Raw genomic sequence first — 22973 nt, forward strand, 5'->3', positions numbered from 1 at the left:
GGAATGGCTGACAGCGGGAATGAAAACGGCCCCCGAACTTGTCGCCAGCTTTCTCCCGTGGTTTATGCCGGGCATTCTCCACAGCCGATCGCACACCCTTACGGATGAGCCGCCTCCACCTCCATCTCGTGTCGGATTCCACCGGTGAAACGCTGGAAATGGTGGCCAAGGCCGCGCTTGCCCAGTTCGACGCGGCGGAGATCGTGCGCCATTTCTGGCCGATGGTCCGCTCGCGCCAGCATCTCTCGCGCATTCTGCCCGATCTCGCCGACAATCCGGGGCTCGTGCTGTTCACGCTGGTCAATCCCGAGACGCGCGCGACGCTGGAGGAGCATTGCCGCCAGCTCGGCCTGCCGGCGGTGCCCGCGCTCGACGCGGTGACCGAAGCGCTCGAGGCGCAGCTCGGGCAGGAGGCGCACGGGCGGCCGGGCCGGCAGCATGCGATGGACGAGGCCTATTTCCGCCGGGTCGACGCGATCCACTTCACGATCGCGCACGACGACGGGCTCGGGTGGGAGGACTGGGAGGAAGCCGACATCGTGCTCGCCGGAGTCTCGCGCTCGTCGAAGACACCGACCAGCATCTATCTCGCCAACCGCGGATACAAGGTCGCCAACATCCCGCTGGTCATCGAAAGTCCGCCCCCGGCCGCCTTGTTCGAGTTGCGCCACCCGCTGGTCGTCGGCCTGACCACAGCGCCCGAGCGGCTGGTGCAGATCCGCCGCAACCGCCTGCTCACGCTCAACGAGACGGCCGAGACCTCCTATGTCGATGCCGAGCGGGTGCGCAGCGAAGTCCAGTTCGCCCGCCGCATGTTCGCCGACAACGGCTGGCCGGTGATCGACGTCACGCGCCGCTCGATCGAGGAGACCGCGGCGGCGATCATCCGCCTGCTGGGCGAACGGCCGAGCGATGGCGACGACATGCTCACCGGATCGAAGCCCATATGACGCTGGTGCTCGCATCGAAGAGCGCCTCGCGCGCGGCCATGCTCGAAGCGGCGGGCGTCGCGTTCGAGGCGCGGCCGGCGCGCGTGGACGAGCGCGCGCTCGAAGCGCGGCTCGGCGCCGCCCCGCCCGATCAGGTCGCCCTGGCGCTGGCCGAGGCCAAGGCGCTTGCCGTCGCGGAGCCCGAGCGGCCCGTGCTCGGCAGCGATTCGCTGGTCGTCGTCGGCGAGCGGCGCTTCGACAAGCCCGCCAGCCGCGAGGAAGCGGCCGAGCACCTGCGGGCGTTCTCGGGCCGGGTCATGCACCTCCACTCCGCCGCGGCCATCGCCCGGAGCGGCTCGGTCGTCTGGCGCGAAACCTCACTCGCCATGCTTCACACGCGCGAATTTAGCGAAGATTTCATCCACACCTACCTCGACACCGAATGGCCCGCAGTAAGCCACTGCGTCGGGGTGTTCCGGATCGAAGGCCCCGGCGTGCAACTGTTCGAGCGGATCGAGGGCGACCAGTTCACCGTGCTCGGAATGCCGCTGCTCGCCGTGCTCGGCGCCTTGCGCGACATGGGGGAACTGCCGCGATGAGCATGGCCTATGCCGAAGTGATCGGCGATCCGATCGCGCAGTCGAAGTCGCCGCTCATCCACCGCTTCTGGATAGAGCGCGCCGGGCTCGACGCCGACTACCGCGCGCATCGCGTGGCTGAAGGAGCGCTCGCCGACTACCTCGCCGAGCGCCGGACAGACCCCGCCTGGCGCGGGTGCAACGTGACGATGCCGCACAAGCAGGCGATCATTCCCCTGCTCGACCGGATCGACCCGTTCGCGGCGCGAGTCGGCGCGGTCAACACCGTCGTGCGCGAGGGAGAAGCGCTGGCCGGCTACAATACCGACGTGGCGGGCTTTCTCGAACCGCTGGAAGGCCTGCTCGGCAAGCAGCACCTGTTTCGCATGGCGCGGGTGTTCGGCACCGGTGGGGCGACGCGTGCGGTGATCACCGCGCTCGCAGGCCACGGGTTCACGCTCGTCGTTGCCGGGCGCGATCCGGAGAAGGCGCGCGCGCTGCTCGAGGAGCTCGACCCGGGCGGCGAGCATCATGCGGTGGCGCTCGACCACTTCGCGCAGGCGACCGATTTCGCGTTCGACGACCGCGAGGGGTGCTGCGACCTGCTGGTCAACACCACGCCGCTGGGCATGCGCGGCCAGGCGCCGCTCGCGTTCGACTTCAGCCACGCACCGCCGGGATCGATCGCCTACGACATCGTGACCGATCCGGTGGAGACCGATTTCCTGCAGCGCGCGCAAGCCGCGGGCTTCGACACGATCGACGGTCTCTCGATGCTGATCGGGCAGGCAGCCGCCGCCTTCGTGCGCTTCTTCGGCGTCGCCGCGCCGCGCGAGCGCGATGACGAACTGCGCGAAAGGCTCGCGCAATGACCCGCCAGAAGATTGTCGGCCTGACCGGTTCGATCGGCATGGGCAAGTCGACCGTCGCCGCGATGTTCGAGCGCGCGGGCGTGCCGGTGTTCGACGCCGATGCCGAAGTGCGGCGCATGCAGGAGCCGGACGGTACGCTGATCCCGGCGATCGAGGCGGCCTTTCCCGGCTCCACCGGTCCCGAAGGCGTTCGGCGCGAGGCGCTCGGCGCGCAGGTTTTCGGCGACCCGGAGGCCTTGGCCCGGCTGGAGAGGATCGTCCATCCGGCAGTCGCGGTTCGGCGCAAGGAATTCCTGGCCGAGCATGCGGACGCGCCGCTGGTGGTGTTCGATATCCCGCTCCTGTTCGAAAAGGGCGGCTACGCGCAAGTCGACGCCATCGTCGTCGTCTCGGCGCCGGCCGACGTGCAGCGCGAGCGGGTGCTTCGGCGGCCCGGGATGACGGCAGAGAAGTTCGCGCAGATCCTCGCCCTGCAGGTGCCGGATGAGGAGAAGCGCGCGCGGGCCGATCACGTGATCGACACCGGCCGCCCGCTCGCCGAGACCGAGGCCGCGGTGCGCGCGCTTGCGGCCGAGCTGGCCCGTTAGGTTTACGCCCCGACCGGGTTAAAAAAGCGGCAGCCGCCCCTTGTCACTTGGCTGTCCGAGGCCGATAGATAAAGGGATGCGCGAGATCGTATTCGATACCGAAACCACCGGCCTTGACCCCCGCAGCGGGGACCGCCTGGTGGAAATCGGATGCGTCGAACTGATCAACCGCGTGCCCACCGGGCAGACCTTCCACGCCTACTTCAATCCGGAGCGGGACATGCCCGCTGGCGCCGAGGCCGTGCACGGGCTGTCGAGCGCCTTCCTGTCGGACAAGCCGCTGTTTCGCGACACGGTAGCCGCGGTGCTCGACTTCATCGCCGATTCGCCGCTCGTCGCACATAACGCTTCGTTCGATTTCGGCTTCCTCAACGCCGAGCTCGCGCTGTGCGAGCGCGAGGCGGTGTGCATGACCCGGATGATCGACACCGTGGCGCTCGCGCGCAAGCGGCATCCGGGCGCCAAGCTTTCGCTCGACGCGCTGTGCACGCGCTACGGCATCGATCGCAGCCACCGCGTGAAGCACGGCGCTCTGCTCGATGCGGAGTTGCTCGCGCAAGTCTATGTCGAGCTGACAGGCGGCCGGCAGATCGGGCTCGCGCTCACTGCGGAAACCGCCAGCGTCGGCATTGTCGCGATGCCGCGGCACATCCCCGCGGCGCGCGTGCGCCGCGAACCACGACCGCATGCTGCGAGCCAGGAGGAACTCGCACGTCACCAGGCGTTTATCGCCAGGATGACTTCGCCCCTCTGGGGTAGCTGATCGGGGCCGGGGGGTCTCGCCCAAGCAATGGAGAATGATCGCCGATGGATATCCGCATTTCTGGCCACCAGATGGAGACGGGCACTGCCCTGCAGGATCACGCCGCCGAGCGGCTGAACGCGATCGTCGAGAAGTATTTCAACCGAGCGCTCACCTCGCAGGTGACGTTCGGCAAGGCGCCTGCCGGCGCCTTCAGTTGCGATATCGTGACTCACGTGATGCAGGGCATGATCGTCAAGAGCCATGCCGAGGCGCAGGACGCGCACCAGGCGCTCGACCGCGCGGCGGAGAAGATCGACAAGCAGCTCCGCCGCTACAAGCGCCGCCTGCAGGACCGCCATTCCCAGGCCGTGCACGCGCTGCAGGAGGAAGAGGCTGCGTACACGATCTTCGCGCCCATCGGCGAGGACGTGGAGGAGATCGAGGGCGACGAACCGCCGATGATCGTTGCCGAGACCACTGCCGACATCCCCGAGACGAGCGTGGCCGACGCGGTCATGATGCTGGACTTGCGCGATACCAACGCGATGTTCTTCAAAAACGCTGGCACCGGCCGACATAATATGGTCTATCGCCGCCGAGATGGCTCGATCGGCTGGGTCGAGCCCCGTTGACACCGCGGCGCGCGGACAGGCGCTTGCCACGGAAATCCGCCGGATCGCAAAGGCTTGCTACGGTCGATCGCGCCTCCGGCGCGCGACCCGCTCGCCGGATCGCGGCATACTGAGCCGATTCGCAACCGAACGATGAACGCACATTTCAAGCTGATTCCCGAAGCATTCGTGCTGAGCGATGCCGGCACCAAGGCCGCGGTCCTGGGCGATCTCGCGCAGTGCTTCGCGCGCGCCTACGGCTTCGCGGCGCCCGATGTGCTGGAGGCGCTCGAGGAGCGCGAGAAGCTCGGCAGCACTGGCTTCGGCCGGGGCGTCGCCATCCCGCATGCGCGCCTCGCCGGGATCAACCGGCCGGTCGCGGCCGTGCTCAAGCTGTCCGCCCCGGTCGATTTCGAGGCGGCCGACGGCATGCCGGTGGAGCTCGCCTTCGGTCTGATCTCGCCCGAGAACGCAGGCGTCGCGCACCTTCACGCGCTCGCGGCCGTCTCGCGGCTGGTGCGCGACGAGGTGACCAACCGGATGCTGATCGAGGCGACCGACACCGAGGCGCTGATCGCATCGCTCACCAACGCCAGCGACCGTGACGTCGCCTGAGTCTCCGTCTGGCGCCGGTCCGCACTATCGAGCGCTGGAGGCGCTCTACCGCTCCGCGCCGGTCAATGCGCTGTTCGAATCGACGCTGGAAATCATCGCCGAAGGGCGCTCGCGCATCGAGTTCCTCGTGACCCCGGCCGCCTATCACGCAGCGGGCGCGGCGCACGGGACAATCTACTTCAAGATGCTGGACGACGCCGCCTTCTACGCCGCGAACACGCTGATCACCGACCGCTTCCTGCTGACGACCTCTTTCAACCTCCATTTCACCAAGCCCGTGCGTGAAGGCAAAGTGACGGCCGAAGGGCGCTGGATCAGCGGTCGGCGGCGGGTGCTGGTCGCCGAAGCGCGGCTGGTCGATGCCGAAGGCGAGGAGATCGGCCGCGGCACCGGCACGTTCATGCGCTCGCACATCGCGCTGTCGAGCCTGGCGGGCTACCGCCCCGACGCCGCCTGAGCGTGGACGGCCGACTGCCCGCGCACCTCGAAGTGGCGGCGATCCTGCGGCTGGCCGAATCGCTGGGCGGGTTCGCTGCGGTTATCGAAAAGGGTGAACGCGACTCGGGCACCATCCTTCTGGTAACGATGTTTCGCGGCCAGGCGGCGCGCCTTTACGAAAGAATGCCGCAGCTCGACGGAACCCGCCCTTTCGTGCTTTCGCGCGAACAATCAACTGATAACAAAGAGGAATTTTTTGCATATTTGACGCGGCGCAAGCGTCAGGACGACGATATCTGGATTCTGGAGGCAGATATCGCGGACCATGAACGGTTCGTCGCATCCCTGCCGCGTTAAGTTGACACCGAAACGCGGCAATCTATCTGGCCGCGCAACTACCGATGCGCAGGCGGCATGGGCGGCATTCGGCCGCGCGGCAGGCACGCAGACGGGGAACGGCCGGCAGGCCCACTCATCCGGACCCATCCTTTAACGCTTCAACGCGATTCAGGTCCCAGCCTGCGACTGCGCTCGTTCACCGCCGAGATATGACGGATTGATGAGTCGAAAGACCCGCCTCGCGGCATTCGCGGCCATTGCCGCAATGACCAGCTTTACGATTGCCAGAGCCGAAGGTTCCGGTGCCAATGCCCAAGTGGGCGAGAACCCCACGATTTCCGAACCGGTGCTGACCGAGGAGATCGTTCCGGTCTTCGTCGAGAAGGAAGTGGTCCAGCCGCTTCCCGCGCATGACGCGGCGGCGGCGCAGGATCTCACCAGTGCCGGCTCACTGCGCGAGCTCGTCGCGCGGATCCCCGATCGCGGGCAGCTTTCGCGCGAGATGGAATGCCTCGCCGGGGCGATCTACTTCGAATCGCGCGGCGAACCGCTCGCAGGCCAGCTTGCCGTGGCGCAAGTGGTGATCAATCGCGCCAATTCGGGCGTCTTCCCCTCGAGCTACTGCGGCGTGGTGTTCCAGCGCGCGCAGTTCTCCTTCGTGCGGGGCGGCGAGATGCCGCATATCCCGCGCGGATCGGCCGCATGGGAACGCGCCAAGGCCGTGGCGCACATCGCGCACGAAGGGCTGTGGGAAAGCGAAGCTGCCGACTCGCTCTATTTCCACGCGACGTATGTGAGTCCCTCGTGGAGCCGCAGCAAGCAGGCGCGGGCCACGATCGACACCCACGTCTTCTACCGCTGATCCGGCGTGCGCCGCTGAGGGCGTGCTTTGTCATCCCCGCGAAAGCGGGGTTTCAGGCGCGACCTTCCTCCATGGATTCCCGCGTGCGCGGGAATGACGAGGTGGCGAGAGTCCCCTCTTTTGAGATCGGGCAGCGCTGAAACCCGGCGTCAGGGCCGAACGTCGATGCGTCCTAGTCGGCGATGTCGACCCATACCGGGGTGTGGTCGCTGGCCTTCTCGCGGCCCCGGTATTCCTTGTCGACCCCCGCGGCGACCATGCGGTCGGCGAGTTCGGGGCTGAGCAGCAGGTGATCGATGCGAAAGCCGTGGTCGCGCTGCCAGGCGCCCGCCTGATAGTCCCAGAAAGTCCAGACCCCGCCGCGCGGGTTCAGCGTGTCCAGCGCGTCGGTCCACCCGGCCGCGAGCAGCCGGCGGTAGGCGGCGCGCGATTCGGGCTGCATCAGAGCGTCGTTCGCCATCGCGGCGGGCGACCAGACATCCTTGTCCTCGGGGATGACGTTGAAGTCGCCCACGACTGCGCAGGGGATCTCCAGCGCCCATAGCTCGGCCATGCGCGCGCGCAGCCGCTCCATCCAGGCGAGCTTGTAATCGAACTTGGGCCCCGGCTGCGGATTGCCGTTGGGCAGGTAGATGCAGGCGATCCGAACGCCGTTCACGTCGGCTTCGATGTAGCGGGCGTGCAGATCGTCCGGATCGCCGGGCAGCGTGCGCTGCGCTTCGATCGGCTGCACCCCGTCGGCGAGGATGGCGACGCCATTGAAACCCTTCTGGCCATGCCAGATCGCTTTGTAGCCGATCTTCTCGAACGCGTCGGCGGGGAAGCCCTCGTCCTGGCTCTTGATCTCCTGCAGGCAGGCCACGGTGGGGCGGGTTTCCTCGAGCCATTCGATCAGCCGCGGCAGGCGCGCCTTGATGCCGTTGATATTGAAGCTGGCGATTCTCAGAGCAACCTCCCGCAAACCGTTGGGGCGGAGCCTGCCCCGCCCCGCCCTTCAACGCTTCGCTAGAAGAAAATGCCGTGCTTCGAAAGCGCGGCGCGTGCCCGTGCGGGCCGCGGCGCTAGATTCCGAAGCTGGAGCCGCAGCCGCAACCGGCCGCGGCGTTGGGATTCTCGACCCGGAAGGCCGCGCCGCCCAGCGATTCCACGAAATCGACCGTGCTGCCCGCGACGAGATCGAGGCTGACGGGATCGACCACCAGACGCACGCCGTCGGTCTCGCTCACGCTGTCGTCCGTGTCGGGCGCATCGGCCAGGTCGAACTTGTACTGGAAGCCCGAGCAGCCGCCCCCTTCCACCGAAAGCCGCAGAACGGCGGGTTTCGCCTGACGTTCGGCGATCCATGCAATGCGCTTCGCGGCGGCGGGTGTGAGAGTCAGCGTGTCGGCCATGGCGGCGATATGGGGATGCGGCGGCGCCCGCTCAAGCGGTGCGAATATAGTCGCGCATCGCGGCTGCATCGCGCTCGACTTCGTCGATCCGCGACTTGACCAGATCCCCGATCGAAATGAAGCCGCACATGATCTCGCCGTCGAGCACGGGCAGGTGACGGACGCGCCGCCTGGTCATCAGCGCCATCGCCTCGTCGACCTTGGCCGAGGGGGAAACGGTGATCGCAGGCGCGGTCATCACCTCGCCCACCGTGCGGTCGAACGCCGCGGCCCCTTCCTTCGCCACGCAGTAGAGGACGTCGCGCTCGGAGAAGATGCCCGCGACCCTGCCGCCTTCCATGACCGGCATGGCACCGATCCGGCGTTCCGCGAGCAAGGCGACGGCATCGCCCATCCGGGTCGCTGCTTCGCATTGGACGATGTCGGCACGTGCCCGGCCGACGATCAGGCTGGCAATATCCATGGTATCCGGCCTCCTTCGCTGGGATGGGAGAATGCCATGAAACGCGCGCCATTGCCAATCGGGAGGGGAATGGCCAGTTGGGACGCGATGACATCCCGGTCGCCCCTCGACGATCCCGACAAGGCCGCTTTCGCGTGGGGTCGTTACAAGCGGCTGATGCGGGCGATGGTGCTTGTCACGCTGGTCGTGGTCGCGCTGGTCCTCGGCTATATCTACGTCACCGACAGTGCGCTCTCGATCCACTTCTACATCGCCACCGGGCTCGGCGTGGGCGTCACGATGATGCTGACCGCGGCGCTCATGGGGCTGGTGTTCCTGTCCAGCGGGACCGGCCACGACGAAAGCATCGGCGATCCGACGGACGACGCGTGGCGCGACTAGCCGCGCCGATCCCGCGCTCGCAGGCCGCGGGCCTCGGGCCGCGAATCCCGCTGCCGGGAAAAATCGCGAATTGGCGCGCGGCGCCCGACACGCTAGCGAGGAAGTGATGACAGCGCCCGCAGCCCAGACCGCCCCTCTCTCTTCGCGCTTCTTTGGCCTTTCGCCATGGTCGGTCTTCGCTCCGCTCGTCGCATTTGCGGCCGTCCTGCTGGGCAAACCCGAAGGTCTCGGCATCGCGGTCGTGGTCGGCATGCTGCTCTGCGCCGCCATCCTGGCTGCGGTCTACCATGCGGAGATACTCGCGCATTATCTGGGGGAGCCGTTCGGTACTCTCGTGCTCGCGCTGGCCGTCACGATCATCGAAAGCTCGCTGATCGTCTCGATCATGCTGAGCGAGGGCGCGCAGGCCCAGGCGCTGGCGCGCGACACGCTGATGGCGGCGATCATGATCACGATCAACGGCATCATCGGGATCTGCCTGCTTGCGGGCGGCCGTCGGCACCACGAGCAGCGCTATACCCAGTCGGGGGTGAGCGCGGGCCTCGCCATGCTGGCGACGCTATCGGTGCTGACGCTGATCCTGCCGAACTACACGATCAGCGCGAGCGGCGCGTTCTACAATTCGCAGCAGCTCGTGTTCGTGGCGATCATCTCGCTGCTGATCTACGCGACGTTCGTCGTCGCGCAGACGATCCGCCATCGCGACCACTTCCTGCACCACATTCCCGATGCCGACGACTATGCGCACGAAGCGCCCGTGCCGCGCCCGAAGGCGATAGCGGCAGGGGTCGTGATGCTGGTCGCGCTGGGAGCGGTCGTGCTCCTGGCGAAGAATCTCTCGCCCGTGATCGAAGTCGGCGTCGCCGCGATCGGTGCGCCGCGTGCGCTGGTCGGGATCATCATCGCCGCGCTGGTGCTCGCGCCAGAGGGCTTCGCCGCGCTGCGTGCCGCGCGCGCCAACCGCGTGCAGACCAGCCTCAACCTTGCGATCGGCTCCGCCCTCGCGTCGATCGGGCTGACGATCCCGGCGGTCGCGACGGTCGCGCTGGTCCTGGGTCTCGATCTCGAACTCGGCTTGTCGATGCCCTCGATCGTGATCCTCGCCCTCACCCTGCTGGTCGCAACGATGACGCTGAACCGCGGGCGTACCACCGTCGTCCAGGGCGTGATTCACCTGACGATCTTCGCCACCTTCCTGTTCATCACGATCGTGCCCTAGGCGGCGTCAGCCCCGATAGAGTGCGTCGAGCCGCGGCTGGTAGCGTTCGCGGATCTTGTGGCGGCGGATCTTCATCGAGGGGGTCATCTCCTCGTTCTCGATCGTGAACGGCTCGTCGGCGAAGGCGAACTGGCGGACCTTCTCGATCACCGAGAGATCCCTGTTCACTTCGTCGATCGCGGCGCGCACCGCGCTGCGGAAGGCGGGCAGGTCCTGCAGTGCCTTCATGTCGAACTTCACGTCGTTCGCACTGGCCCATTCGAGCGCCCATTCGGCATCGGGGACGATCAGGCCCACGACGTAGGGGCGCCGGTCGCCGCTGACCATCGCCTGGGCGATCTCCTGCCGCAGGGTCAGCATGCCCTCGATCTTCTGCGGGGCGACGTTGTCGCCCTTGTCGTTGACGATCATGTCCTTCTTGCGGTCGGTGATGACGATCCGGCCCTTCTCGTCGAGATGGCCGATGTCGCCCGTGTGCAGCCAGCCATCCTTGAGCGTGCGCCGTGTCTCGGCCTCGTTGCGCCAGTAGCCGTGCATCACGAGCTCGCCGCGGCAGAGGATTTCGCCATCCTCGGCGATCTCGATCTCGACCCCGCGCAGCGGCGGGCCGACGGTGTGCATGGCGATGCCAGCGCTTGGTCGATTGCAGCTTATCACCGGGCCCGCCTCGGTCTGGCCATAGCCCTGGAGCATCGTCAGCCCCATCGCCTGGAAGAATACCCCGACGTCGGGATTGAGCGGCGCGCCGCCGCTGACCATGGCCTTGATCCGGCCGCCGAAGCGCTGGCGGATCTTCGGCCGCAGCAACCGCTCGAGGACGAAATTCAGCGTCTTGTCGCCGAAGCGGTAGCGCCCTTCCGCCTGCCGTTCGCCGAGCGCGAGGGCGCGGTCCATCAGCGCCTTGGCCGCCCCGCCCTGCTTCTCCACCTGCTTCATGATCCGCTGGCGCAGGACCTCGAACAGGCGCGGGACGACGACCATGATCGTCGGCCGCGTTTCCTCGATATTGCTGGCGAGCTTCTCCAGCCCCTCGGCGTAATAGATCTCCGCGCCCGCCGCGATCGGCAGGAACTGGCCGCCGGTGTGCTCGTAGGCGTGGCTCAGCGGCAGGAACGAGAGGAAGCGCTCGTCGGCGTCGAGCCCGAAATCGTTCGCCAGGATGTCCGCCGCGCCGGCGACGTTGCACAGGATCGCACCGTGGTGCTGCAGCACGCCGCGCGGCGCGCCGCCGGTGCCGCTGGTGTAGATGATGCAGGCCGTGTCGCCCCGGCCGATCGCGGCGATCCGTTCCTCGACCGCCCTGCGCGCGGCGGCGGCGTCGCCTTCGACCATCTCCGACCAGTCGTGGCAGGCGAGATTGCCCTGCTGGTATTTGCGGATGCCGTCGATCGGGATGACGTGCTCGGCGATGCCGGTGCGCATGATCGCGGGGAGGAGCGGCTGCGAGAGCTTCTCGGTGGAGACGATCACCGCGCGGGCGCCGGAATTGTCGAGGATATGGACGTGGTCGCGCTCGGTATTGGTGGTGTAGGCGGGCACCGTCACGCAGCCCGCGGCCATGATCGCGAGATCCGCCAGGCACCATTCCGGACGGTTTTCGGAGACCAGCATCACCCGGTCGCCCTGCTCCAGACCCAGGGCGCGCAGATTCTCGGCCAGCAGGCAGACCGTTTCGGCCGCCGCGCGCCAGCTCGTCGTCTGCCAGGTGCCGCCGCGCTTCACGCCCAGCATCGGCGCATCGCCCTTGGCATCGGCACGCTTCAGGAAGAGTGCGACGAGGTTGTTCGCCGAATCGATATCGGAAAGCTGCAAGTCTCTGGGCTCCTGCTCCCACGTCCGGCTTCATCGCGGCCGGTCGCCCGGATTACGCCGCCGCCGCGGTAGCGGCAAGCGTGCGATCGCCGTCAGGGCAGGATCAGCTTGGCCTCCACCCGCGGATCGCGCGCGGGAACCCAGCGGTCGCCCCGGCGCAATACGGCGTTCGCCTTGACCCCTGCCTCGCGCACCGCAATCTCGTCGTGGCCGAGCGCCTTCAATTGCGGGATCGCGCCTTCGAGCCAGGTGCCGTCCTCCACCGTCACGTTGTCGCCGTACGCCATGACGAAGGGCATGCCGAGCGCGGCTTCCGCACCCAGCCCGAAGTCGATCACGCCGATGATGCTGCGGGCGGTCTGCACCGGGATCGTGCTCCCGCCGGCGGCGCCGATCGCGAGCACGGGGCGGCCCTGCGGGTCCCAGACGACCATCGGCGACATCGAGCTGCGCGGACGCTTGCCCGCCTCGACCCGATTGACGACCGGGCGGCCGTCGATGTCCGGCGAACGGCTGAAGTCGGTCAGCTCGTTGTTGAGGAAGAAGCCGCCGGTCATCAGGCCCGAGCCGAAGGCGCTCTCGATGGTCGAGGTATAGCTGATCATCGTGCCGTCGGCGTCGACGACGGCGAAGTGGGAGGTGCCCCTTTCCTCGGGCTCGTCACCATCCGCCAGTGCGGTCGACGCGCCTGCGGGGACGCCGGCGACGACCGCCTCGATCGTCGAATCGGGATCGATCAGCGCGCTGCGCCGCGCGAGGTAATCGGGCTCGAGCAAGCCCTGCACCGGGACCGACACGAAATCGCTGTCGGCGATGTAGAGCTCGCGGTCGGCGTAGGCGAGCCGCTGCGATTCGAGGAACAGATGCCAGGTGACGGGGTTCTCGGCTCCGAGCGCAGACAGGTCGAAACGTTCGAGCTGGCCGAGGATCTGCAGCACTGCGATCCCGCCCGAGCTCGGCGGGCCCATGCCGCAGATGCGGTAGGCGCGGTAGGTGCCGCAGACCGCCTCGCGTTCCTTGGCCTCGTAAGCGGCGAGATCGGCCGCGGTCATCGCACCCTTGCGCGGCGTTTCGGCAGCGACGGTCGCCGCGAGCGCCTCGGCTCGCGGCCCTTCGTAGAACGCCGCGGGCCCGGCGGCCGCGATCGCCTCGAACGTGCGGGCGAGCTCTTCGTTGACGACCAGATGCCCGGCGGGCTGAGGCCGGCCCGCGTCATCGAAGAACAGCGCCCGTCCCGTCTCGGTCCATCCGGCGCGCTCGGCGGTCGATGTCAGAGAGCCGTTGAGCCGCGGATTGATGCGGAAGCCCTTGCGCGCCAGCTCGATCGCCGGTTCGAACAGCGTGGCCCAGGGCAGCCGCCCGTGCTGGTCGTGCGCCAGCGCGGCGAGCGCGATATTGCCCGGAACGCCGACGCTAAGCCCACTCTTCACCGACTCGCCGAAAGGCGGCACGGTGCCGTCCGGGCTCAGAAACCAGTCGGGCATGGCGCCGGCCGGCGCCGTCTCGCGTCCGTCGAAGGTCTCGACCGTTCCGTCCGCGGCGCCGCGCACCATGAAGCCGCCGCCGCCGATGCCCGAGCTCTGCGGCTCGACCACCGTCAGCGCCAGCATCGTCGCGATCGCCGCGTCGGTGGCGCTGCCGCCCCGGCGCAACATGGCCATGCCCGCCTCCTGCGCCCGCGGATCGGCGGCGCTGACGGCGCCAACGGAATCGGTACCGGTCTCTGCTGGCGGGACGGTCGCGCATCCGGCGAGCGCGAGCAGGGCGGCGATGGGGGCGAGAACGTTGCGGAGCATGCCCTGTGGCTATTCGCTCCCGACCGCCTCGGCAAGCGTAGCGAAGCCGTCGCGCCGCATCAGCGCCGCCATGCCGCGCACGATTTGCCGCGCGAGGCCCGGCCCCTCGTAGACCAGCGCGCTGTAGAGCTGGACGAGGCTGGCGCCTGCGCGGATGCGCGCCCAGGCGTCCTCCGCGCTGCCGATTCCGCCCACGCCGATTAGCGGGATTGCCCCGCCGGTCGCAGCCCGGAAGTCGCGCAGTCGCTGCTGGGCCAGATCGCGCAAGGGCGCGCCCGATAGCCCGCCGGTCTCCCCGGAATGGGGCGAGATGAGCGGCGGGCGCGAAATGGTCGTGTTCGAGACTATCAGCGCGCCGAGCCGCTTGTCGAGCGCGATCCGGGCGATCGCGTCGATGTCGGCAGGCTCGAGATCGGGTGCGACCTTGAGGAATACCGGCGGTCCCTCCGCCGGGCGCGCATCGAGCACCGCGTCCAGCAGAGCGACCAGCGCGCCCTCGTCCTGCAGTGCCCGCAGGCCCGGAGTGTTGGGGCTCGAGATATTGACGGTCAGATAGCTCGCCAGCGGCGCGAAGCGGCGCGTGAGCAGCGCGTAGTCGGCGATCCTGTCGGCCGAATCCTTGTTCGCACCGATATTGACCCCGACGAGCCCGGCCCGGCCGGCGCGCCGGCGCAGCCGCGCCTCCGCCTCTGCCGCGCCCCCGTTGTTGAAGCCCATGCGGTTGATCACCGCGCGGTCCTCCGTCAGCCGGAACAGGCGCGGCCTGGGATTGCCGGGCTGCGGCAGCGGAGTGATCGAGCCGATCTCGACGAACCCGAAGCCGAGCCCGAGCACTGCGTCGGGGACTTCGCCGTCCTTGTCGAACCCGGCGGCCATGCCGAGCGGATTGGGGAAGCGCAGCCCTGCCACCTCGGTCGCGAGCGGGCCCGGCGCCGGTGGAGTCCGTGCGGGCGAGAGCTTGAGCGCCGCGATCGTCGTGCGATGGGCGGTTTCGGGGGCGAGCGCGAAAAGCGCAGGGCGGGCAAGGCGGAACAGCATCGCCGGCGCCTATGGCAAGCGCGCCGCGCCCTGTCGACTGTGGCGATCGGACCCGTTTCGAGCTCTACTCGCAAGGAAATTTCGCGAGCCGTTGTCGCATCCATACAATCGTGCACCGACGACTCGTCCTAGAGGGGCGCTGCGACCCGAAGGCGCTCGGTGCAATGGTGCGCCGGGTTCCTTGCCTTTGCAGGGCGGCGCTCCACCGGGAGCGCCGCCCTCTTTTTTCGCTGGTCTGGCCATGGCGGGCAAATCGCGCCACAAGCCGGCCGGTCATCGAAGAAAAGAGGGAGGTCGCTCATGGCGAAGAGGATTCTGGGAGTTTCGCTGCTGGCACTGGCGTTGGCGGGATGCGCTGCCACCGGAGAGGAGCCGCGCACGACGCAGGCGGCTGGCTCCGAGGCCGCGGCGACGCGGCCCGCGTCCGACATCGGGGCGCTGTTCGAGCGCTATGACGAGGCGCAACTGGCGCTTTCGCCGCTCGGCAAGGCCTACCGTGGCATTCGCGATGCGGACTATGACGACTGGGGCGACTTCACCGATGCGGCCGAAGTGCGCGAGCAGGAACTGCTCCAGCAGACCGCTGCGACGATGCGCGAGAGCTTCGATCCTGCCGCGCTGCCGGAACAGGATGCACTGAGTTACCGCCTGTTCGATGCCATGGCGAAGCGCAGCGCCTCGCTGTTCCCCTATCGCGAGTACGGCTACGTCTTCGACCAGATGAACGGCGCGCAGAGCGGGCTGCCTGCCTTCCTCATCAACATCCACTCGGTCGCCGACGAGGAGCAGGCGCGCGCCTACGTCAGCCGCATCGAAGGGCTCGGGCCCGTGCTCGATACCCTGATCGCCGAATCGCGCGAGCGGGCGGCGAACGGGGTGATGCCTCCCGACTGGGTCTATCCCTATGTCATCTCCGACATCGAGAACCTGCTGAATGCGGGTGAGGAGAATGCGATCCTGGTCGACTTCGCCGGCAAGGCGAAAGCGCTGGAACTCGATGCGGCGAAAGAGGCCGAGCTGATTTCGGCCGCGCAGCGCGCGTGGGAGAATTCGGCTGCGCCCGCCTATCAGCGGCTGCTCGACGAGATGAAGCGCCAGCAGGCCAACGCGCCGACCGACGACGGCATCTGGCGTTTCCCGGAAGGCGCGGCCTATTACGAAGCGCTGCTCAAGAGCTACACCACGACCGATCTCACCGCCGACCAGATCCACCAGATCGGCCTCGACAACGTCGCGCGCATCCATGGCGAGATGCGCGCGATCATGCAGCAGGTCGGGTTCGACGGCACACTGCAGGAATTCTTCGCGCACGTCCGCACCGATCTGCGGTTCTACTACGACACGCGCGAGGAATATCTCGCCGACGTGGAGAAGCACCGCGTGGCGATGGAAGCGGTGCTGCCGCAGTATTTCTCGACCCTGCCCGAAGATCCCTTGACGGTGAAGCCGGTCGAGGCGTTCCGCGAGAAGAGCGCGGGCAAGGCCTTCTACTCGCGCCCGGCGCCGGACGGCTCGCGCCCGGGCACCTACTACGTCAATCTCTACAACCTGAAGGACATGTCGAAGAACGAACTCGAGGCTCTGTTCTACCACGAGGGGCTGCCAGGCCATCACCTGCAGCTTTCGATCCAGACGCAGCTCGGTGACGTACCGCCGTTCCGCCGCTTCGGCGGGGTCACCGCCTATACCGAAGGCTGGGGCCTCTATGCCGAGGAACTGGGCAAGGACATGGGCTTCTACACCGATCCTTATTCGGACTTCGGCCGGCTGGGGATGGAGTTGTGGAGAGCCTGTCGACTGGTTGTGGATACAGGCATCCACCACAAGCGCTGGAGCCGCGAGCAGGCGATCCAGTACCTGACCGACAACACGCCCAACCCCGAGGGCGACATCCGCAAGGCGATCGAGCGCTATGTGGTCTATCCCGGCCAGGCGACCGCCTACATGATCGGCAAGCTCAAGATCATGGAATTGCGCGAGCGGGCGAAAACGGAACTGGGCGCGGAGTTCGACATTCGCGGCTTCCACGATGCGATCCTTCGCACCGGCCCCGTGCCGCTCTCGATCATGGAGGAGAACGTCGCGGCCTGGATTGCGGCGGAGAAGGCGAGCTAGCGAGCCTCCCCGCTCCGGGGAATGCTAACGACTCGCAACTGGCGGTTTTCGGTTGAAAGCCGGCGGTGCGGTGCATAGGTGCAAATCGGAACGAAATGGTCCGATTTGACGATGCGCCTCTCCAACCTTGCCGACTACGCGGTCGTGACGATGAGTGCCGCCGCACGCCATTGCGGCGGCGGGCGCACGAGCGCGGCCGAACTGGCGGCGGAGACGGGGCTGCCAGTCCCGACGGTGCAGAAGGTGGTCAGCAAGCTCTCCGCCGCGGGCCTGCTGCGCTCGGTGCGCGGCGCGGGCGGCGGGCTGCAGCTCGCGCGTCCGGCCGCGGCGATCACGCTGGCGGACATCGTCGAGGCCGTCGAAGGCCCGATCGCCCTGACCGCCTGCATCGAGGGGGGCGAATGTGCGATCGATCACACCTGCAGCGTCAAGCCGCACTGGCCGATCGTCAACGCCGCCCTGCGCGGCGCCCTCGCAGATATCCCCCTGACCCAGCTTTCGAAGGGCGCGCCGCGTGAATCGAATCCCACTGGAATTTCCGCATGACTGACGACATCGACATTCAGGACCGCGACGCCCGCGAAGCCGCTGCCCGCGCGGCCGAGTACGAATTCGGCTGGTCGAGCGACATCGAGCAGGAGTTCGCGCCCAAGGGCCTGAACGAGGATACGGTCCGCTTCATCAGCGCCAAGAAGCGCGAGCCCGAATGGATGCTCGACTGGCGCCTCAAGGCCTTCCGCATGTGGCAGGAGATGGAAGAGCCGAACTGGGCCAAGATCGGCTATCCGCCGATCGATTACCATGACGCCTACTACTACGCCGCGCCGAAGAAGAAGCCGCAGCTCGAATCGCTCGACGAGCTCGATCCCGAGATCAAGTCGGTCTACGACAAGCTCGGCATTCCCGTGGCGGAGCAGGAAGTGCTCGCCGGGGTCAAGGGAGCGCGCAAGGTCGCGGTCGACGCGGTGTTCGATTCGGTCTCGGTCGCGACGACCTTCCGCGAGGAGCTCAAGCGCGCCGGAGTCATCTTCCTCTCGATCAGCGAGGCGATCCGCGAGCATCCCGAACTGGTGAAGAAGTGGCTCGGCCGCGTGGTACCGCAGCGCGACAACTACTTCGCCACGCTCAACAGCGCGGTCTTTTCCGACGGCACGTTCGTCTACGTGCCCGAAGGTGTGCGCTGCCCGATGGAGCTCAGCACCTATTTCCGCATCAATGCCGAGAATACCGGCCAGTTCGAACGCACGCTGATCGTGGCCGAGAAGGGGAGCTACGTCAGCTACCTCGAAGGCTGCACGGCGCCGATGCGCGACGAGAACCAGCTCCACGCCGCGGTGGTGGAACTGGTCGCGCTCGACGATGCCGAGATCAAGTATTCGACCGTACAGAACTGGTATCCCGGCAACGCCGAGGGCAAGGGCGGGATCTACAACTTCGTCACCAAGCGCGGCCTGTGTCAGGGCGCGCGCTCGAAGATCTCGTGGACCCAGGTCGAGACCGGCAGCGCGGTGACCTGGAAGTACCCGAGCTGCGTGCTCAATGGCGAGGATTCGGTCGGCGAGTTCTACTCGGTCGCTGTCACCAACAACTTCCAGCAGGCCGACACCGGCACCAAGATGATCCACAACGGCCGCGGCAGCCGCTCGACGATCATCTCCAAGGGCATCAGCGCGGGCAAGAGCAACAACACCTATCGTGGCCTCGTTCGCGTTGGCCCGAACGCGGAAGGCGTGCGCAACTTCACCCAGTGCGACAGCCTGCTGCTCGGCGACAAGTGCGGCGCGCACACCGTGCCCTATATCGAGGTCAAGAACCCCTCGGCGCAGATCGAGCACGAGGCGACCACCAGCAAGATCAGCGACGACCAGCTCTTCTACGCCATGCAGCGCGGGCTCGATCAGGAGCAGGCCGTCGCCCTGATTGTCAACGGCTTCGCCCGCGAGGTGCTCAAGGAGCTGCCGATGGAATTCGCGGTGGAAGCGCAGAAGCTGCTGGCGATCTCGCTGGAAGGGAGCGTGGGGTGAATCATCTCGGCTATCCCCTTGGCCGTCATGCTGAACTCGTTTCAGCATCCATCGTGCCTTCGGAACCGGCAGCGCGAGCGGAGAAATGGACCCTGAAACAAGTTCAGGATGACGAAATTGTTGGGGCGGAGAATGACTGACAAGAAGACCCTCAAACTCCGCTCCCCGTCCGAGATAGACGCACCGCTTGCGCTCCAAAAGAAGGGCCGCGGGTGGAAGATTTCGGAGAAGCGGCTCGACGCACTGCATGAGCGGGCGCGCGAGCTGCGGCGGCATTCGAGCGAGGCGCACAAGGCACTGGCCGAGCGGTTCGCGAAGGCCGATCTCGGGCGTTACAAGTTCACCCGCCATGCGGTGGTCGGCAGCGCGATCGTCGACTTCAACTGCCACAATCTCGGCATGGCGATCATGATCGACGAATCGGGCGACGAAGGCGAACGGACCGCGCTCGACACACGTCGCGACAAGAGCCTGGAATCGGTCGGCATTCGTGTGATGCGGATCAAGGCGGCCGACATTCTGGAGAATATGGACGATGTGCTCGCGCGCATCACCGCCGGCATGCGCCTGCGCATCGCCGACAAGCAGCAGGCGCGACGCGAGCATCACCGCGCCAGCACGCCAAGGGATCGCCGCTGATGCCGGAGCCAGACCATCACTTTAGCCGTCATGCTGAACTCGTTTCAGCATCCATCGCTCCTTCCGCAACGGCGGAGCAACCGGCGCGACGGGCTCTGAAACAAGTTCAGGGTGACGTTCAAGAATTGAATGAGATCGAATGAAATGCTGAAAATCGACAATCTCCAGGCCGAAATCGGCGGCACGCGGATACTCAACGGCCTCTCGCTCGAAGTGAATGCGGGTGAGGTCCACGCGATCATGGGCCCGAACGGCGCGGGCAAGTCGACGCTCGCCTACGTGCTGGGTGGACGGCCCGGATACGAAGTGACCGGCGGCTCGGTGGAATTCATAGGCCGCGACCTGCTCGATATGGAGCCGCACGAGCGCGCGGCCGCGGGCATGTTCCTCGGCTTCCAGTATCCGGTCGAGATCCCGGGCGTATCGAACGTGCAGTTCCTGCGCGAGGCGCTCAATGCGCAGCGGCAGGTGCGGGGGGAAGAGCCGCTGTCGGGCGGCGATTTCCTCAGGCTGGCGAAGGAGAAGGCCGGGCTGCTGAAGCTCGACATGGACATGCTCAAGCGCCACGTGAACGTCGGCTTCTCGGGCGGCGAGAAGAAGCGCGCCGAGATGGTCCAGATGGGCATTCTCGATCCGCAGTTCGCCGTGCTCGACGAGACCGATTCCGGCCTCGACATCGATGCGCTGCGGATCGTCGGCGAAGGCATCAACGCGATCATGCGCGCGCCGGAGAAGGGCGTGCTGCTGATCACGCACTATCAACGGCTGCTCGACTACGTGAAGCCGGACTACGTCCACATTCTCAGCAAGGGCCGCATCGTGAAGACCGGCGGGCCCGATCTCGCGCTGCGGCTCGAGGAGGAAGGCTACGAGGCGGTCGCGGCATGAACGCACTGACCGCCCTCCCCACCCGCAAGGACGAGGCCTGGCGCTATTCAGCGGTCGAGGCGCTCGTGGGTGCGGATCTCGACGCCTGGCGCGCGATCGACGTGCCGGCGGGCGAGAGCTACCGCGAGTGCCTGACGATCGAGGATAGCGAGAGCACCGAGCTGCGCCGCCTGCGCGTCTCGATCGGCGAAAGTGCACGGTGCGAGCTGTTTGCGGTGATCGCTGCGGGACGTCTGGGGCGGATCGAGGTCGAAGTGCGGCTCGCCAAGGGCGCGCATTTCGAGCTGGGCGGCGTCACCCTCGGCGGGCGCGACACGGTGCGCGAGTTCGTCACCCGCGTGGTGCATGCCGAGCCCGAAGCTACGAGCAACCAGGTGATCCGCTCGGTCCACTGGGGCAAGGGCACTGGCAATTTCCTCGGCCAGATCGACGTGGTGCGCGACGCGCAGAAAACCGACGCGGCGCAGAGCTTCAAGGGCCTGCTGCTGGAGAAGGGCGCGAGCGTGAACGCGGTGCCGCAGCTCGAGATCTTCGCCGACGACGTGAAGTGCGCCCACGGCGCCAGCGTCGGCCAGCTCGACGAGACGGCGCGCTTCTACATGGCGGCGCGCGGGCTTTCGCCGGAGCTTGCGCGGCGGCTGCTGGTGCAGGCGTTCATCGGCGATGCGTTCGTGGCGCTCGACGACGAAGCCGAGCGCGAGCGGCTGATGGGCGTCGCCCTCGCCAAGCTGGATCTGCACCTGTGAGCGGCCGCGTCTCCCCGAGTCCCCGCGAAGGCGGGGACCTCAGGCCACCCGCCGGGCGCCAGCGGCCCGAGGCCCCGGCCTTCGCCGGGGCTCGCGATGTTCGCAGCGACTTCCCCGGCCTGGTGACCGCAGAGGGCAAGCCGTGGCACTATCTCGACACGGCCGCCACGGCGCAGAAGCCCAATCAGGTGATCGACGCCGTCTCCCGCGCGATCGGAGCCGACTACGCCACGGTCCATCGCGGGGTTTACACGCGCTCGGCCGAGATGACGCTCGGCTACGAAGCGGCGCGGCGGCGCGTCGCGGGCTTTATCGGCGGGCGCGAGGAGGAACTGGTCTTCACTCGCGGCGCGACCGAGGCGATCAACCTCGTCGCCTACAGCTACCCGCATAAGGGCCGCGTGCTGCTGTCCACGCTGGAGCATCACTCGAACATCGTTCCCTGGCAACTCGCGGGCTGGCAGGTCGACGTCTGCCCGCTGACCGAGGACGGCAGGATAGATCTCGACGCGGCCGAGCGCATGCTGACGAAGGACCACACGATGGTCGCCTTCGCGCATATCTCGAACGTGCTCGGCTCGGTGCTGGACGCGAAGCGCGCGGCGGAGCTGGCGCACGCGGTGGGCGCGAAGCTGCTGCTCGACGGGTGCCAGGCCGTTCCGCGCCTTCCGGTCGACGTGGCCGAGATCGGCTGCGACTTCTACGCTTTCAGCGCGCACAAGCTCTACGGCCCGACCGGCGTCGGCGCGCTCTGGGGCCGCGCCGAGCTGCTCGATGCCATGCCACCGTGGCAGGGCGGCGGCTCGATGATCGAGAAGGTGACTTTCGAGCGCACGACTTACGCGCCCCCGCCGCAGCGGTTCGAAGCCGGCACGCCCGCGATCGTCGAGGCGATCGGCTTCGCCGCAGCCTGCGACTATGTCGACAGCGTCGGGATCGAGCGCATCCATGCGCACGAGTGCGCGCTGGTCGGGCATCTGCGCGAGGCGCTTTACGGTATGAACGACGTGACGCTGTTCGGCCCTGCCGACAGCGCCGGAATCGTCAGTTTCGCGATGCGCGGGGTTCACCCGCACGATCTCGGCACCATATTGGACGAGGAACATGTGGCGATCCGCGCCGGACACCACTGCGCGCAGCCGTTGATGGCCCATCTCGGCGTCCCCGCCACCGCGCGGGCGAGCTTCGGGCTCTATTCGGACGAAAGCGATGTCGAGGCGCTGCTGCGCGGGATCGATCGCACCAGGAGGATCTTCGGATGACCGAAGCGAGCGAGAAGAAGAAGAAGGAATACGTGGCCGCGCCCGCGCCGAACGAGGGATTCGCGAAACCGCCGCGCGCGCGTGTGTCGGACGCGGTCGATCCCGAGGAAACGATGGGCGCGAAGCTGGAGCGCAAGCGCGACTATCTCGAAGGCTTTCTGCAGAAGAAGCCGGAGGGTGTGTCCGCCGGCGCGCCGGGCGGTGAGCTCTACGAGGCGGTGATCGCCGCGCTGAAGGAAATCTACGACCCCGAGATTCCGGTCAATATCTACGATCTCGGCCTGATCTACGGCGTCGACGTCGACGACGAGGGCGGCGTGACGATCACGATGACGCTGACCACGCCGCATTGCCCGGTCGCCGAATCGATGCCGGGCGAAGTGGAACTGCGCGCGGCCTCGGTGCCCGGCGTGCGCGATGCGGAGGTGAACCTGGTGTGGGACCCGCCGTGGGGTCCGGACAAGATGACCGACGAGGCGCGCCTCGAACTGGGCATGCTGTGATTTTCCCCCTCCTCTTCAGAGGAGGGGGTCAGGGGGTGGTGGCGACCCCGGCCCTGAGCCGGGGGGAGCGCCCGCACCATCCCGCTGCGACTTGGTTTTGGCTGGCGCCAAAACCAAGTC

Annotated in this window: 26 protein-coding genes; 20 read left to right on the plus strand and 6 right to left on the minus strand. The window is 67.3% G+C overall.

The genetic code is table 11. The features are described from left to right. The first annotated feature begins 104 nt into the window (after positions 1-104). The 10 genes from JNO53_RS04100 to JNO53_RS04145 all read left to right on the plus strand — a co-directional run bounded on the left by JNO53_RS04100 (position 105) and on the right by JNO53_RS04145 (position 6576). Positions 105-950, plus strand: coding sequence for a pyruvate, water dikinase regulatory protein (locus JNO53_RS04100; protein WP_203107970.1), 846 nt, complete (start codon positions 105-107; stop codon positions 948-950). After that, the gene (locus tag JNO53_RS04105; RefSeq protein ID WP_203107972.1) at positions 947-1528 is read left to right on the plus strand and encodes a Maf family protein; all 582 of its coding nucleotides are present in this window, start codon (positions 947-949) and stop codon (positions 1526-1528) included. The genes JNO53_RS04100 and JNO53_RS04105 overlap by 4 nt, the downstream gene beginning before the upstream one ends. Further along, a complete protein-coding gene (locus JNO53_RS04110; protein WP_203107975.1) occupies positions 1525-2379 on the plus strand; it encodes a shikimate dehydrogenase family protein in 855 nt (284 codons plus the stop codon). Before JNO53_RS04105 ends, JNO53_RS04110 begins: the two co-directional genes overlap by 4 nt. Then, positions 2376-2966 carry a dephospho-CoA kinase gene (coaE, locus tag JNO53_RS04115; RefSeq protein ID WP_203107978.1) on the plus strand — a complete coding sequence of 197 codons (591 nt, stop codon included), beginning with the start codon at positions 2376-2378 and terminating at the stop codon, positions 2964-2966. The genes JNO53_RS04110 and coaE overlap by 4 nt, the downstream gene beginning before the upstream one ends. A 76-nt stretch (positions 2967-3042) precedes the next feature. Beyond that, positions 3043-3729 (plus strand): DNA polymerase III subunit epsilon, encoded by a 687-nt coding sequence (gene dnaQ / locus JNO53_RS04120; RefSeq protein WP_203107980.1) that lies wholly within the window; start codon positions 3043-3045, stop codon positions 3727-3729. 44 nt (positions 3730-3773) lie between these two features. Then, positions 3774-4343: a ribosome hibernation-promoting factor, HPF/YfiA family gene (gene hpf / locus JNO53_RS04125; RefSeq protein WP_203107982.1), complete on the plus strand. Its 570-nt coding sequence runs from the start codon at positions 3774-3776 to the stop codon at positions 4341-4343. Between the two features lie 132 nt (positions 4344-4475). Beyond that, positions 4476-4937, plus strand: coding sequence for a PTS sugar transporter subunit IIA (locus JNO53_RS04130; protein WP_203107984.1), 462 nt, complete (start codon positions 4476-4478; stop codon positions 4935-4937). Beyond that, the gene (locus tag JNO53_RS04135; protein WP_203107986.1) at positions 4924-5394 is read left to right on the plus strand and encodes a hotdog domain-containing protein; all 471 of its coding nucleotides are present in this window, start codon (positions 4924-4926) and stop codon (positions 5392-5394) included. Before JNO53_RS04130 ends, JNO53_RS04135 begins: the two co-directional genes overlap by 14 nt. Before the next feature lie 2 nt (positions 5395-5396). Continuing rightward, positions 5397-5732: a DUF1491 family protein gene (locus JNO53_RS04140; protein WP_203107988.1), complete on the plus strand. Its 336-nt coding sequence runs from the start codon at positions 5397-5399 to the stop codon at positions 5730-5732. 202 nt (positions 5733-5934) lie between these two features. After that, complete coding sequence (locus JNO53_RS04145; RefSeq protein ID WP_203107990.1) at positions 5935-6576, plus strand: cell wall hydrolase; 642 nt, start codon at positions 5935-5937, stop codon at positions 6574-6576. A gap of 172 nt (positions 6577-6748) precedes the next feature. Here the strand turns inward: JNO53_RS04145 and xth are convergent, their stop codons facing one another. The 3 genes from xth to JNO53_RS04160 all read right to left on the minus strand — a co-directional run bounded on the left by xth (position 6749) and on the right by JNO53_RS04160 (position 8430). Further along, positions 6749-7522 (minus strand): exodeoxyribonuclease III, encoded by a 774-nt coding sequence (xth, locus tag JNO53_RS04150; protein ID WP_203109004.1) that lies wholly within the window; start codon positions 7520-7522, stop codon positions 6749-6751. A gap of 115 nt (positions 7523-7637) precedes the next feature. Continuing rightward, entirely contained in the window at positions 7638-7967 is a 330-nt protein-coding gene (gene erpA / locus JNO53_RS04155) for an iron-sulfur cluster insertion protein ErpA (RefSeq protein ID WP_203107992.1), read from the minus strand. Positions 7968-7998: 31 nt separating this feature from the next. Further along, positions 7999-8430, minus strand: coding sequence for a CBS domain-containing protein (locus tag JNO53_RS04160; protein WP_203107994.1), 432 nt, complete (start codon positions 8428-8430; stop codon positions 7999-8001). 87 nt (positions 8431-8517) lie between these two features. Between JNO53_RS04160 and JNO53_RS04165 the strand changes: the two genes are divergently transcribed. Then, positions 8518-8811, plus strand: a complete 294-nt coding sequence (locus JNO53_RS04165) for a hypothetical protein (protein WP_203109006.1) — start codon at positions 8518-8520, stop codon at positions 8809-8811. Positions 8812-8917: 106 nt separating this feature from the next. Then, positions 8918-10030 (plus strand): calcium:proton antiporter, encoded by a 1113-nt coding sequence (locus tag JNO53_RS04170; RefSeq protein WP_203107996.1) that lies wholly within the window; start codon positions 8918-8920, stop codon positions 10028-10030. Between the two features lie 6 nt (positions 10031-10036). Here JNO53_RS04170 and JNO53_RS04175 read toward each other — a convergent pair whose 3' ends face one another. The 3 genes from JNO53_RS04175 to JNO53_RS04185 all read right to left on the minus strand — a co-directional run bounded on the left by JNO53_RS04175 (position 10037) and on the right by JNO53_RS04185 (position 14676). Continuing rightward, entirely contained in the window at positions 10037-11842 is a 1806-nt protein-coding gene (locus JNO53_RS04175) for an AMP-dependent synthetase/ligase (RefSeq protein ID WP_203107998.1), read from the minus strand. Positions 11843-11934: 92 nt separating this feature from the next. After that, positions 11935-13638 (minus strand): gamma-glutamyltransferase, encoded by a 1704-nt coding sequence (gene ggt, locus JNO53_RS04180; protein ID WP_203108000.1) that lies wholly within the window; start codon positions 13636-13638, stop codon positions 11935-11937. 9 nt (positions 13639-13647) lie between these two features. Beyond that, on the minus strand, positions 13648-14676 hold the full coding sequence (locus tag JNO53_RS04185) for a quinone-dependent dihydroorotate dehydrogenase (protein ID WP_203108002.1): 1029 nt from the start codon (positions 14674-14676) through the stop codon (positions 13648-13650). Positions 14677-14976: 300 nt separating this feature from the next. Here JNO53_RS04185 and JNO53_RS04190 point away from each other — a divergent pair, with 300 nt between their 5' ends. The 8 genes from JNO53_RS04190 to JNO53_RS04225 all read left to right on the plus strand — a co-directional run bounded on the left by JNO53_RS04190 (position 14977) and on the right by JNO53_RS04225 (position 22853). Then, complete coding sequence (locus JNO53_RS04190; RefSeq protein ID WP_203108004.1) at positions 14977-16791, plus strand: DUF885 domain-containing protein; 1815 nt, start codon at positions 14977-14979, stop codon at positions 16789-16791. Between the two features lie 111 nt (positions 16792-16902). Next, positions 16903-17337, plus strand: a complete 435-nt coding sequence (locus JNO53_RS04195; RefSeq protein ID WP_203109008.1) for an SUF system Fe-S cluster assembly regulator — start codon at positions 16903-16905, stop codon at positions 17335-17337. Beyond that, positions 17334-18815, plus strand: a complete 1482-nt coding sequence (gene sufB / locus JNO53_RS04200) for a Fe-S cluster assembly protein SufB (RefSeq protein ID WP_203108006.1) — start codon at positions 17334-17336, stop codon at positions 18813-18815. Before JNO53_RS04195 ends, sufB begins: the two co-directional genes overlap by 4 nt. Before the next feature lie 132 nt (positions 18816-18947). Continuing rightward, the gene (locus JNO53_RS04205) at positions 18948-19454 is read left to right on the plus strand and encodes an endonuclease domain-containing protein (RefSeq protein WP_203108008.1); all 507 of its coding nucleotides are present in this window, start codon (positions 18948-18950) and stop codon (positions 19452-19454) included. Between the two features lie 144 nt (positions 19455-19598). Continuing rightward, entirely contained in the window at positions 19599-20342 is a 744-nt protein-coding gene (sufC, locus tag JNO53_RS04210; protein WP_203108010.1) for a Fe-S cluster assembly ATPase SufC, read from the plus strand. Further along, positions 20339-21088: a SufD family Fe-S cluster assembly protein gene (locus JNO53_RS04215; RefSeq protein ID WP_203108012.1), complete on the plus strand. Its 750-nt coding sequence runs from the start codon at positions 20339-20341 to the stop codon at positions 21086-21088. Before sufC ends, JNO53_RS04215 begins: the two co-directional genes overlap by 4 nt. 119 nt (positions 21089-21207) lie before the next feature. Next, a complete protein-coding gene (locus JNO53_RS04220; protein WP_238401685.1) occupies positions 21208-22350 on the plus strand; it encodes an aminotransferase class V-fold PLP-dependent enzyme in 1143 nt (380 codons plus the stop codon). Beyond that, complete coding sequence (locus tag JNO53_RS04225) at positions 22347-22853, plus strand: SUF system Fe-S cluster assembly protein (protein WP_203108016.1); 507 nt, start codon at positions 22347-22349, stop codon at positions 22851-22853. Before JNO53_RS04220 ends, JNO53_RS04225 begins: the two co-directional genes overlap by 4 nt. Positions 22854-22973: the final 120 nt, after the last annotated feature.

This window comes from Altererythrobacter sp. C41 (genome assembly GCF_016803135.1).
Lineage (GTDB): Bacteria > Pseudomonadota > Alphaproteobacteria > Sphingomonadales > Sphingomonadaceae > Pelagerythrobacter.